Here is a 12,224-nt window from a genome sequence, read left to right on the forward strand (position 1 = left end):
CGGGACGTCCGCCCACGGGTCGCGGGCTACCTTAGTCGTCGTGACGTCCGAGCACCCGCATGCGGGTCCCTCCCGCTGGCGCCGAGTGCTGCGCCCGTGGGCGCTCGGCACGCCCGCGGTGGTCCTCGTCTGCGGGGGACTGTTCGTGGTCAGCTACCAGAACAGTGAGGGCACCGACCTGCGACCGGGCCGCTACACCGACCTCGCCGACCTGGTCCGCACCGAGTCCGACCAGTACGAGCGCCTCGAGGACCGGGTCGCCGACCTCACCGACGAGGTGACCGCGCTGTCGGGGTCGGTCAACGACCGCACCGTGAACCGCTACCGCCGGCAGATCGAGCGCGTCGAGGACCCCGCGGGCCTGGTCGAGCGCTCCGGGGAGGGGGTGACCGTCACCCTCACCGACTCACCCGCCGAGCTGCTCGAGGCGGCCACCGAGTCCGGGGTCCGGCTCAGCGACTACGTCGTCCACCAGCAGGACATCCAGGCCGTCGTCAACGCACTGTGGCGCGGCGGGGCGGAGGCCGTCACCGTGCAGGGCAAGCGGATCGTCTCCACGACCGGCATCAAGTGCATCGGCAACTCCGTCACCCTGCAGGGCCAGCCGTACTCACCGCCGTACGTCATCTCCGCCGTGGGCGACCAGGGCGACCTGCTCACGGCGGTCGCCGACGACGAGAACCTGCAGACCTACCGCCAGCAGGCCGAGGACCCCGAGATCGCCATCGGCTGGGAGCTGGAGCTCGAGGACGACCTCACCGCGCCGGCGTTCGACGGCCTGCTCGACCTGTCGTACGCCGTCCCGCTGGAGTGACCGGACCGGTCGACCGCTCGCCCTCGACCCCCGGCAGCTCGGTGGCCGGGTCGGTCGGCGGCAGCTCGGTGGCCGGGTCCGTCGGCACGGTCGGGGCCGTGGGCGTCGGGACCGGCGGGGGCTCGACGAAGGTCGAGACGGTGAGATAGACGATCGTCTGGTCGTCGTACTCCTTGCCGGGCTCGGGCTCCTGGAGGATCACCTCGCCGGCGGGCGCCGTGGTGTCGTCCTCCTCGAAGATCCGGGGCACGAAACCGAGGTCCTTGATGATCTGCTCGGCCTCCTCGCGGGTGCGCCCGACCAGGTCGGGGAGCGTCTCGCGACCGTCGGAGAAGAAGACGGTGACCGTCGACCCGGTCGTCACCGGGGTGCCCGGCGGCGGCTCGGTCCGGGTCACCGCGTCCCGGTCCTCGTCGGACTTCTCCTCCTTCGGGTCGGCGACCAGGCCGAGCGCCTGCAGCTGCTGCACGACCTCGGTGCGGTTCCGGCCGACCAGGTCGACCGGGATCGTGACCTGGGGCTGGCCGGTGGAGATGGTGAAGCTGACGGCGGTGCCGGGGTCGACGAAGAGGCCGGCGGTCGGGTCCTGCGAGCCCGGGATGACCCGGTTGGCGGGGATCTCGGCGCTGGCCTCGCGGGCGATGGAGCCGACCGCGAGCCCGGCGTCGCCGATGGCGGCCCGGGCGGCGCGCTCGGTCTTCCCGCCGAGGTCGGGCACCTCGTCCTGCTCGACCGGGGGCGGGAAGAGCTTGGGCCACAGCAGCACCCCGCCGACGATCAGCGCGATCACCAACAGGCTCAGGAAGACCAGCAGACCGGTGCGGGGGCCGTTGCTGCTCTCCGCCTCGGGAAGCGCCGCGCTGGTGGCGGTCGGATCGGTGACCGCCGGGACGACGGTGGTGGCCGTGGTCGCCGGGGCGGGCGGGGGCACGGTCGCGTGGACCGGCCGGCCCGCGAGGTAGCGCTCGATGTCGCTGCGCATCGCGGCGGCCGACTGGTAGCGGTCCTCCAGGCGCTTGGTCAGCGCCTTCATCACGATCGCGTCGATCTCGGGCGGGAGCGAGGTGTCGTGGTCGGACGGCGGGAGCGCCTGCTCGCGGACGTGCTGGTAGGCGACCGCGACCGGGCTGTCGCCCACGAACGGCGGCCGCCCGGTCAGCAGCTCGTAGAGCAGGCAGCCGGCGGAGTAGACGTCCGAGCGGGAGTCGACGGTCTCGCCGCGCGCCTGCTCGGGGGAGAGGTACTGGGCGGTGCCCACCACGGCGGCCGTCTGGGTCATCGTGTTGGCCGCGTCGCTGATCGCGCGCGCGATGCCGAAGTCCATCACCTTCACGTCGCCGCTCGGCGTGAGCATCACGTTGCCGGGCTTGATGTCGCGGTGGATGATCCCGGCGCGGTGGCTGTAGTCGAGGGCGGCCAGCACGCCGCTGGTGATCTCCAGGGCCCGCTCGGGCAGGATCTTGCGGCCCTCCCGCAGAACGTCGCGCAGCGTGCGGCCGGCGACGTACTCCATGACGATGTAGGGCTGGGCGACGCCCGATCCGTCGGTGGCGGTCTCCTCGCCGGTGTCGTACACGGCGACGATCGAGGGGTGGTTCAGCGACGCGGACGACTGCGCCTCCCGGCGGAACCGCGCCTGGAAGGTGGCGTCGCTGGCCAGGTCGGTGCGCAGCCGCTTCACGGCGACGACCCGGCCCAGCCGGGTGTCGATGCCCTTGCGGACCTCGGCCATGCCGCCTCGGCCCAGGAGCTCGCCGAGCTCGTAGCGTCCGCCGACCGTCGTCGGCTGTGGGCTGCTCATCGGGGTGCGACCTCCCGGTCGGTCGGGGGGATCTGGTCGGCGGCGGGGGTGCTCTCGCTCGGCGCCGGCTCGGAGATGCTCGGCTCAGGGGTCTCCGACGGCGTCGGCTCCTTGGTCGGGCTCGGCGACGGAGTCTTGCTCGGTTCCTTCGTCGGAGTCGGAGTCGGAGTCGGTGTCGGCCGCTCGCTCGGCGTCTCGGACGGGGTCGGGCTCGGCTCCTCCTCGGGGACCGGCCCCCAGTAGGACACCTCCACCGAGTCGCCCTCGGCGAGGTTGCCGGACGGGTCGACGGACGAGACGTTGCCCTCGATCCGGTCGCCCGGGTTGGCCACCTCGGTGGTGCTCACCCGCAGCTCCAGGTCGGCGAGCTCGTCGGCGACCTCGCCGACCGGGCGGCCGACGAAGTCGCTCTCCCGGACCCGCACGACCTCCGCGTCGCTGGGCGGGCTGTCCGGCTCGTCGTCGCCGCGGGTGGCCAGCACCGCCGCGGTCACCGCGACCACGCCGAGCAGCACCAGCAGCAGCACGATCAGCCAGCGGTTCCGGCGACCGTCCTTCGACTCCGGCTCGACCGCCGGCGTCGAGGTGGTCGGCGGCGGCACCGGCGCGGGGGCCGGTGCCCCGAGCACCTGGGTGCGCTCCGTCGGGGGCGAGGTGACCGGGGGCACGACCTGGGTCGCGGCGTCGGTGGCCGGGTCGCGCAGCGCGGCGGCGAGCGCCGCGCCGTCGGCGTACCGCTCGGCGGGGTCCTTCGACAGCGCGCGCAGTACGACGTGCGCCAGGTCGGCGGGCACCTCGGGGGGCAGGTCCGGCACCGGGTCGTGCAGGTGCGCGAGCGCCGTCGCGACCGGCGACTCCTTGTCGAAGGGCCGGTGGCCCGCCAGGCACTCGAAGGCCACGACGCCCAGCGCGTAGACGTCCGAGGCCGGGGTCGCGGTCTCGCCGCGGGCCTGCTCGGGGGAGAGGTACTGCGGGGTGCCCATCACCTGACCGGTCTGGGTGATGCCCAGGCCCTCGGTGGCGCGGGCGATCCCGAAGTCGGTGATCTTCAGCTGGCGGGACGGGGTGACCAGCAGGTTGGCGGGCTTCACGTCGCGGTGCACGATGCCGGCGGCGTGCGCGACCCCGAGCGCGTCGGCGGCCTGGGCGAGCAGCTCCCGGGTCGGCACGGGATCCAGGCCGGAGCCGGCGCGCAGCAGCGCCGAGAGCGGCTGGCCGTCGACGAGCTCCATGACCAGGAACGGGCGGGGTACGCCGGAGCCGTCGGCCGCCTCGGCCTCGCCGAAGTCGTAGACCGACGCGATGTTCGGGTGGTGCAGGGCCGCCGCGTGCTGGGCCTCGGTCTCGAACCGGGCCCGGAACGCCGGGTCGTCGGCGTACTCGGTCTTGAGGAGCTTGACCGCCACCTCGCGGCCCAGCGTGGTGTCGGACGCGCGCCACACCTCGCCCATGCCGCCGGTCGCGATCCGGCTGCGCAGCAGGTAGCGCCGCGCGTCGTCGGCGTACGTCTCGGGGGTCCCGGTCGTCACTTGATCACCGCTTCCATGACCGCCTTCGCGATCGGTCCGCCGATCGACCCGCCGCCGATCTCGCCGCGCGGGATGTCGGCACTCTCGATCATCACCGCCACTGCCACCTCGGGGTCGTCGGCCGGTGCGAACGACACGAACCAGGCATACGGCGGGACGTCGTCCTGGCCGCTCTGTGCCGTGCCGGTCTTGCCCGCGACCTGGATGCCGGGGATGGCCGCCGGGCTCGCGGTGCCGTCGTTGACGGTGTAGGTCATCAGGTCGGTCAGCACCTTCGCCGTGGACGGCTCGACCGCCTGCGAGAACTCCTCGGGCTGCGTGGTCTCCACGACGTCGAGGTCGGCCGACTGCACCTCGTCGACGACGTAGGGACGCATGACCACGCCGTTGTTGGCGATCCCGGCCGCCACCATCGCCATCTGCAGGGGGGTGGAGCGGACCTCGAACTGGCCGATGCCGGCCTGGCCGGTCTGCGGCTCGTTGGCGTCGCGGGGGTACGTCGAGATGGCCTGCGGGCGCAGGTCCTCGAGGTAGTCCTGGTTGAAGCCGAACGCCTCGGCCTGCTCACGCATCTTCTCGTCACCGACCTGGATCGCCAGCTGGGCGAAGGTGGTGTTGCACGAGTTCCCCATGGCCTGGGTGAACGGGATCTGGTCGGAGCCGCAGGGGCGGCCCTCGTTGTCGATCAGGCCCGAGTCGCCGCTGGTCTGGGGCAGCTGGAAGGAGGTGCCGCCGGGCACGCTGTCGTCGGCGGCCCCGGCCAGCCCGTCCTCGATCGCGGCGGCCGCGGTGACCAGCTTGAACGTCGACCCGGGCGGCAGGGTCTTCTGGGTGCCCCGGTTGAGCATCGGGTCTCCCTCGTCGGCGTTGAGCCGCTTCCAGGCCTCGTCCACCGCCGCCTTGTCGTGCGAGGCGAGCTCGTTCGGGTCGAAGGTCGGCGACGTCACCATGGCCAGGATCTTGCCGGTCTTGGGCTCCAGGGCCACGACCGAGCCGCGGACGTCGCCGGGCACCTTCGCCAGCTCCGCCGACGCGGCGTCCTGGGCGGCCGGGTCGATGGTCAGCCTGATGTTGCCCCCCTTGGTGCCCTGGTTGCTGAGCAGGTCGACGAGCCGGGTCACGAAGAGCCGGTCGTCGTTGCCGGACAGCACGTCGTTCTGGGTGCGCTCGAGCTGGCTGGCGCCGTACGCGTAGGCGAAGAAGCCGGTGAGGGGGGCGTACTTGAACGGCTTCTTGTAGACGCGCTGGAACTCGTACTGGTCGTCGACGGAGACGCTCTCGGCGATCGCCTCGCGGCCGACGATGATCGAGCCGCGCTCGCGGGCGTAGGCGGCGTCGAAGACCCGGCGGTTGTCGGCGCGGTCGTTGAGCGCCTCGCTGCGGAAGTACTGCAGGTACGTCGCATTCGCCATCAGCGCCACGAAGAGCAGCAGGCAGAAGATCGAGATGGTGCGGATCGGCTTGTTCATGGGAGTCGGACCACCTGTGTCGCCTCGGAGTCGGAGTCCTCGTCGTCGGCGGAGAGGTCGGGAAGGGGGCGGCGGGCCAGGTCGGAGATCCGCAGGAGCAGGGCGATGATCACCCAGTTCGCGATCAGCGAGGAGCCGCCGGCCGACAGGAACGGGGTGGTCAGGCCGGTCAGCGGGATCAGCCGGGTGACGCCGCCGATCACCACGAAGACCTGGAGCGCGAAGACACTGGCCAGGCCGGTCGCGAGCAGCTTCCCGAAGCCGTCGCGCGAGATCAGCGCCGCGCGCAGGCCGCGCTCGACGATCAGCCCGTAGAGGACCAGCACGGCGAGCACGCCGGTGAGCCCCAGCTCCTCGCCGATCGCGCCCATGATGAAGTCGGAGTTGGCGTACGAGATCCGCCACGGGCTGCCCTCGCCGAAGCCGCGGCCGAGCAGGCCGCCCCAGGCCATGCCGAACATCGACTCGACCAGCTGACGGCTCTGGTCGCTGGTGCCCTCGCCGTAGTAGGAGAACGGGTCGATCCAGATGTCGAAGCGGCGCTGCACGTGGCCCGCGAAGGAGTACGCCGCCGCGGCGCCTGCGACGAACAGCAGCGCGCCGACCACCAGCCAGCCGGGCCGCTCGGTCGAGACGTAGAGCATCACCAGGAACAGGCCGAAGAAGAGCAGGCTGGAGCCGAGGTCGCGCTGGGCGACCAGCACCATCAGGCTGACCCCCCACATCGCCAGGATCGGCCCGAGGTCGCGGCCGCGGGGCAGGTCGACGAAGAGCACCCGGCGGCCGGCGAGCGCCAGCGCGTCGCGGTGCAGCACCAGGTAGCCGGCGAAGGTGATCACCAGCAGCACCTTGGCGATCTCGCCGGGCTGGAAGCTGAACGGGCCGATGCCGATCCAGATCTTGGCGCCGTTGATGGTCTTGCCGATGCCGGGCACCATCGGCAGCACCAGCAGGACCAGGGCGGCCAGGCCGCTGGTGTAGGTGAAGCGGGTCAGTCGGCGGTGGTCGCGCAGCACGATCAGGGTGACCGCGAACAGGATCACGCCCAGGGTCATCCAGGTGAGCTGGGCGCGGGCGACGTCGGAGTCGGGCCCCTTGGCCAGGTCGAGCCGGTGGATGACGGCCAGGCCGAGGCCGTTGAGCGCCGCCACGATCGGCAGCAGCACCGGGTCGGCGTACGGCGCGACGAAGCGGACGACGAGGTGGGCGGCGATCGTCAGCGCGGCCAGCCAGCTGCTGTAGCCGACCATGTTGGCCGGCACCTCGCCCTGCACGCCGATCCCGACGGCGGCGTACGCGCCGACGCCGACGGCGAGCGCGAGGACGAGCAGGAACAGCTCGGCGCCCCGCCGGCGGCGGTGCACGAACCCCATCAGTCCGGTGGTGTTGGTACTCATGGCGACACCGCGGAGGTCGCCTCCGCCGGGTCCATCCGCTCGACGAGGTTCTCGACGATCTTGCGCGCGTCGTCGAGCGAGCCGTTGCCCATGCCCTCGTCGAGCTGCTGCTGGTAGGTGTCGGGGAGCCGGTCGATGTCGACGTTGGTGGTCTCGTACGGCTCCGAGAGGGAGATGCCCGGCAGGTCGGCGTTGACCCCGCGGAAGATGACCACCTCGTTGCCGTCCTGGGCCACGTAGTACTGCTGCTGCGTCCAGGACCAGGCCGCCGCGACGGCGATCCACAGCAGGCCGACGAGCGCGAGGGTCAGCAGCAGCCGCGAGAGCCACTGGAACCGGGCAGGCGGTCGCGGTGCGTAGCGGATCTCCTCGGGGTCGACCGGATCCGCGGGGATGCCGTAGTCGAGGTCGTCGGGCAGGCCCGGAACCGGATCGAGCTCCCCGGTGTCGCCGGACCGGTTGCCCCGGAACAGGGTGCCGCCGCGAGGGCCGCGGGTCGGACGACGCCGCAGCTCGGCGGCGGCGCCCACCAGCTGCGGCTGCAGCGCCTGGCCCTCCCCGTCGGTGGCCGGCGTGCCGTCGGACTCCAGGACGTCGGCCACGATGCAGGTGACGTTGTCGGAGCTGCCGGCCTCGAGGCTGGCGCGGACCAGCTCGACCGCGGCGAAGTCGGGCGTGCCGGAGCCGAGGATCGCGGCGAGCCGGGGGTCGTCCAGGACCCCGCTGGCGCCGTCGCTGCACAGCAGCAGGCGGTCGCCGGCCACGAGCTCGAGGACGAACAGGTCGGGCTCGGCCTCGCGGACGCCGTCGAGCGCCTTGAGGATGATGTTGCGGTGCGGGTGCACCCGCGACTCGGCTTCGGTGATCCGGCCCTCGTCGATCAGGCTCTGGACGAAGGTGTGGTCGGTGGTGAGCTGGCTCAGCTCGCCGTCGCGCAGCAGGTACGCCCGGCTGTCGCCGACGTGGCCGAGGCCGATGCGGGCCCCGTCGAAGAGCGCCACGGTGGCGGTGGTGCTGGTGCCGTTGAGGGCCGGGTCCTCGTCGACCAGCTCGGCGATCCGGTCGTGGGCCCGGTGCAGGGCGCCGGCCACCGCGCCCAGCAGGTCCTCGCCGGGCTGCTCGTCCAGCTTGCGCAGCTGCTGGACCGCGGTGCTCGAGGCGACGTCGCCGCGAGCCGCTCCGCCGACGCCGTCGCAGACGGTGAGCAGCCAGGGGCCGGCGTACCCGGAGTCCTGGTTGTCGCGGCGAACCCGACCCACGTCGGAGAGGGCGGCGTACTGAAGGCGCAGCATCAGGGGGCGTCCCGCGTCCCGGGCGCCAGCACGTCCGGCGTCACTTGCGGAGCTCCAGGATGGTCTTGCCGATCCGGACCTGGGTGCCGATGGTGATCGTGGTGGGCTGGGTGATCCGGACGGTGCCGATGTAGGTGCCGTTGGTCGAGCCGAGGTCCTCGACGAACCACTGGTCCCCGGAGGCCGCGATCCGGGCGTGCCGGGTCGAGACGTAGTCGTCGTCGAGGCGGATGGCCGCGTCGGTGCCGCGTCCGATCAGGATCGGCGCGTGCTCGAGGTCGGCCCGCTCGCCGGCGCTCGATCCTTCGACCACCAGCACGTGGGTCGGCGCGCCCCGCCGCTTCGACGGGGCCTTCGCGGTCTTCTCCTTGCGCGGGGCCTTGGCGCGCGCCGCCTCGGGAACCCGCGCACCGAACATGTCGGAGCGGATCACGGAGATCGCGGAGAGCACGAAGATCCACAGGATCGCCAGGTAGGCGATCCTGACCAGCAGCAGGGTCAGCTCAGACAAGGCCGTCCTCCTCGACCACCCGAACGGTCATCGTGGTGTTGCCGATGCGCACGGTGGAGCCGTCGTCGAGGGGAGATCGCTTGACCTTCTGTCCGTCCACGAGCATCCCGTTGGTGGAGCCGAGGTCGTGCACCTCGACCTGGACGTCCTCGCGGCCGTCGGTGTGGCGGGTGTGCACCACGAACTCGACGTGCCGCCGGCTCACGCCGGGGTCGTTGATCCGCACGTCGGCCTCGCTGCCGCGGCCCACGACCAGGCTGGGCGGCTGGAGCGGGTGCTGGGTTCCGTTGATCTCCAGCATCGCGCGGGCCTGGCGTACCTGGGTGTACGACGAGCTGCCGGTCACCTTGGCCTGGGCCTGGCTGCGCACCCGGAACCGACCGGTGGTCAGGTCGTCGGCGGACTCGAAGGCGATCGCGACCGGGCCGGGGAAGACGTAGCCCTGGGTCTCGGCGTGCAGGGTCACCTGGGCGACCAGCTCGTCGGCCATCGCGCTGTCGTACGGCGCGAGCCGCTCCAGGTCGACCGCGGACAGCTCCACGTGGAAGTCGTTGGGGACCATCCGACGCTCGCGCGACAGGATCTGCGCGTTGTTGTCGCACTCGCGCTGCAGCGCCGCTGCGATCTCGACCGGCTGCACGGCCGAGCGGAAGGCGCGCGCGAATGCCCCGGAGATCATCTGCTCCAAACGCTGCTCGAACTTCTGGAGCCCGCCCATCCGCGTTCCCCCTCTTGTCCTTGCATCCTGCCCCCACGGCAGGCCGACCGGCCCGACCTGGCGCCGGGTTGCGACCGATCGTAACGGGGTGGCGAGAGCGGGTGCCGGACCGCCGCACGCCGGTTTGGGATTGAGTGAGCGGCTGGGATACCTTGGGGCCGCTTCACGCGCGAGTGGCGGAACGGCAGACGCGCTGGCTTCAGGTGCCAGTGTCCGAAAGGGCGTGGGGGTTCAAATCCCCCCTCGCGCACGTGGAGCGGTTCGGAGAAACCCGGACTGCTCGCCGAGACATCGCACAGGGCTCCTGACCACGGTCAGGAGCCCTGTGGCGTTACCGAGCCGCAGGCACGGCGCACGACCGAGGTCCGTCCCTCGACGAGGGTGTGATCCGGCTCATGCTCGCACCCGCAACTCGGATGTGGCTTCGCCACAGGTTGCGACATCAATGGGCATGAACTTCTCTGCACCGTGTTGCGCGGCAGTTGTCTCCGCGCTGGTCGCCCTGTCGATGTCCACAGCCCTGGGGCTGGCCTCCGCAACCCCGACCGAACCGGGGGACGCAACCGCCGAAGAGGCACTCGAACAGGAGCTCGAGCGTGATCCGAGGGGTCGGGTGCAGGGCAATGAGATCCACCGCCCCGACGGGACCGTGTTCGTTGCTGCCGATGCCGGCACGCTGTCACTGAGTCAGTGCCTGAGCGGACGCTGGTGCATGTGGGACGAAACCAACTACCAGGGGTCGTTCTCGTACCGCACGGGTTCAGCGGTCACGTACGCAATTTCGGGCACCGTGCATTCAGTGTTCAACAACCGAGCGAATGCGGCTCGGTTGTTTTCAAATACAGCGGCGGCAAATTCTTGTTACGTTGCGGGCCGGAAGTCGGCGTCGCTCAGCGCTTCGTACTACACAGCCAAGAAGGTCAGGTTACTGGCCGGGGGCTGCTAGGCCTGCGGCTGCAGTGGCTCCGGCGTCGGTCTTGGGTGCTGGGGGGCGCAGGAAGGGCTGAGGCGTCGCAGGTGGACAGTTCGTACTTCAGTGATTTCTACGCCGAGATGCGCCCGGGGATAGCCCGCTTCATTCGTGCGCGATTCCCGTTCGATCTCGCTGAAGATCTGGCGAACGAAACCATGCTGACGCTGTGGCAGAAGGATGTTGCCGCACCGACCAGCGAGATCGCTGAGCGACAACTGCGGTCGTTCGTGTACTCGATTGCCATCGGTCACATCCGCAACGCGGAGCGGAAGCAGGCCGCCGAGGGGAGGCTGACCACCGCCTTGGGGGAGGCGAAGCTACTGATTCGCGGTGACATCGGCGATCCGACGTACGAGGCAGTCCTCCCCGACCGGGTCGGGTCGTTGATCGCCGAGCTGAGCTTCGACGACCGGCAGGCCCTCAATCTGATGCTGGCCGGTTTCAGAACCAGTGACATCGCCGCCATCCTGGAGGTGACGCCCAAGGCGGCTTCGATGCGGTTGAGCCGGGCGAAGGACCGACTCCGGACGAAGATGGCGGGCGAGGGGGTGAGGGGGGATGGCTGAGCGTGACGTCCCTCGAGAGCCACACGACGGCAACTCGGATCCGGAGCACGACCGGGTGGAGCAGGAGCTGGAGGACTTCCTTCGGGAGCATTGCGCGGTGGTCCGTGGCGACCTGAGCCTGACCGTCGAGCAGCAACGAGCGTCCGACCGCAACGCTGCGGACGCACTCGCTCGAATCACCTCGACGGTGCCTCCACGGGCGAAGCGACCACCTGAAGGTCGACGCGGGCGCTCGTCTTCCCGCGCGATCGCGCTGGCAGCGGCGGTCCTGTTGGCTGTCGGGGTGGTGGTCGAATGGCGTGACGCACCGTCGGCGGTCGCCCATGCGTCGACGCCCCCCCTGCTCCAGATCGATGGTCTCGAGCCCGACAGCTACCCCCTGGTGGGGACCGAGGCCGACCCTCATCTGGAACGAATCGCACGGCTGGTCGCTGCCCAGCCACCTGTTCCTGGCTCCGGCGCCGTCGAGCGCATCGCCCGCGTGGGCTGGTGGTTGGACGTCGATGAAGACGAGAGTCACGCCGCGGGCAGAGTGTCGGCACAGCGACGAGTTGTTCCTGTCGAGACCGAGACCCTGCAGCTGCCGGGCAGAGTGACCCGGGTACGGGTCCGGCGGGGGCAGCCGATGGAGGTGAGTGGGCAACTGGACGACGTCCGCCCCGGACCGATCACCAGCGATGAGACCTTTCCCCTGGACTCGACGGATCCGCTCAACTCCCCTGAGCGGCTCCCGCATCGTCCCTCGGCGCTGAGAACTGCCCTGCTCGGCAGGGACGCGGACTGTGGCGGCATGGAGGCGTACTGCCTGTTCGAGAGCGCGAGCATGTTGAATCTGACCTTCTTACTCAGACCGCAGTTAGAAGCCGGCTTGACCCGCGCGTTCATTCAGGCCCCCGATATCAGGTACGCCGGTGCGGGTCGCGACAGAATCGGCCGCAATGTCGAGGTCTTCGTCATCGACGATCCCGATCGCGAGCGCCAATACCTTCTGCTTTTCGATGAGGCGACTGGCAAGTACGTCGGTAAGGAGACGGTACTCATTGTTGCCCAGCCCGATCTGCGTGATGTCGACGCGCCCGCCGTGGTCGAGTTCGCTGCTGTGACGAGCCGAACCCGCATCCCCGAAACCGACGTACCTGAGTAGAGCGGCGATC

Annotated in this window: 11 protein-coding genes and 1 tRNA gene; 5 read left to right on the forward strand and 7 right to left on the reverse strand. The window is 70.8% G+C overall.

Annotated features, from left to right (window positions below):
* Window positions 1–40: 40 nt before the first annotated feature.
* On the forward strand, window positions 41–814 hold the full coding sequence (locus tag MUB56_RS04460) for a DUF881 domain-containing protein (protein WP_244930706.1): 774 nt from the start codon (window positions 41–43) through the stop codon (window positions 812–814).
* Here MUB56_RS04460 and pknB read toward each other — a convergent pair.
* Genes pknB through MUB56_RS04495 form a run of 7 tightly spaced genes read right to left on the reverse strand, consistent with a single transcriptional unit; the run spans window position 756 to window position 9,531 of the window.
* Window positions 756–2,615 carry a Stk1 family PASTA domain-containing Ser/Thr kinase gene (gene pknB / locus MUB56_RS04465; RefSeq protein ID WP_244930707.1) on the reverse strand — a complete coding sequence of 620 codons (1,860 nt, stop codon included), beginning with the start codon at window positions 2,613–2,615 and terminating at the stop codon, window positions 756–758. The two genes, MUB56_RS04460 and pknB, sit on opposite strands and share 59 nt — an antisense overlap.
* Window positions 2,612–4,144 (reverse strand): serine/threonine-protein kinase, encoded by a 1,533-nt coding sequence (locus MUB56_RS04470; protein WP_244930708.1) that lies wholly within the window; start codon window positions 4,142–4,144, stop codon window positions 2,612–2,614. Before MUB56_RS04470 ends, pknB begins: the two co-directional genes overlap by 4 nt.
* On the reverse strand, window positions 4,141–5,613 hold the full coding sequence (locus MUB56_RS04475) for a penicillin-binding protein 2 (RefSeq protein ID WP_244930709.1): 1,473 nt from the start codon (window positions 5,611–5,613) through the stop codon (window positions 4,141–4,143). The genes MUB56_RS04470 and MUB56_RS04475 overlap by 4 nt, the downstream gene beginning before the upstream one ends.
* The gene (locus MUB56_RS04480; protein WP_244930710.1) at window positions 5,610–7,010 is read right to left on the reverse strand and encodes an FtsW/RodA/SpoVE family cell cycle protein; all 1,401 of its coding nucleotides are present in this window, start codon (window positions 7,008–7,010) and stop codon (window positions 5,610–5,612) included. Before MUB56_RS04480 ends, MUB56_RS04475 begins: the two co-directional genes overlap by 4 nt.
* Complete coding sequence (locus MUB56_RS04485; RefSeq protein WP_244930711.1) at window positions 7,007–8,302, reverse strand: protein phosphatase 2C domain-containing protein; 1,296 nt, start codon at window positions 8,300–8,302, stop codon at window positions 7,007–7,009. The genes MUB56_RS04480 and MUB56_RS04485 overlap by 4 nt, the downstream gene beginning before the upstream one ends.
* A gap of 40 nt (window positions 8,303–8,342) precedes the next feature.
* A complete protein-coding gene (locus MUB56_RS04490) occupies window positions 8,343–8,813 on the reverse strand; it encodes an FHA domain-containing protein (protein WP_244930712.1) in 471 nt (156 codons plus the stop codon).
* Window positions 8,806–9,531, reverse strand: a complete 726-nt coding sequence (locus MUB56_RS04495; RefSeq protein ID WP_244930713.1) for a DUF3662 and FHA domain-containing protein — start codon at window positions 9,529–9,531, stop codon at window positions 8,806–8,808. Before MUB56_RS04495 ends, MUB56_RS04490 begins: the two co-directional genes overlap by 8 nt.
* 167 nt (window positions 9,532–9,698) lie before the next feature.
* Between MUB56_RS04495 and MUB56_RS04500 the strand changes: the two genes are divergently transcribed.
* The 4 genes from MUB56_RS04500 (at window position 9,699) to MUB56_RS04515 (ending at window position 12,214) form a co-directional block, all read left to right on the forward strand.
* Window positions 9,699–9,781, forward strand: a tRNA-Leu gene (locus MUB56_RS04500).
* A 201-nt stretch (window positions 9,782–9,982) separates the two neighbouring features.
* Window positions 9,983–10,477, forward strand: a complete 495-nt coding sequence (locus MUB56_RS04505; RefSeq protein WP_244930714.1) for a peptidase inhibitor family I36 protein — start codon at window positions 9,983–9,985, stop codon at window positions 10,475–10,477.
* 71 nt (window positions 10,478–10,548) lie between these two features.
* Window positions 10,549–11,070: a sigma-70 family RNA polymerase sigma factor gene (locus MUB56_RS04510; RefSeq protein ID WP_244930715.1), complete on the forward strand. Its 522-nt coding sequence runs from the start codon at window positions 10,549–10,551 to the stop codon at window positions 11,068–11,070.
* A gap of 55 nt (window positions 11,071–11,125) precedes the next feature.
* The gene (locus MUB56_RS04515; protein ID WP_244930716.1) at window positions 11,126–12,214 is read left to right on the forward strand and encodes a hypothetical protein; all 1,089 of its coding nucleotides are present in this window, start codon (window positions 11,126–11,128) and stop codon (window positions 12,212–12,214) included.
* The last annotated feature ends 10 nt before the right edge of the window (window positions 12,215–12,224 follow it).

This window comes from Nocardioides sp. W7 (genome assembly GCF_022919075.1).
Lineage (GTDB): Bacteria > Actinomycetota > Actinomycetes > Propionibacteriales > Nocardioidaceae > Nocardioides.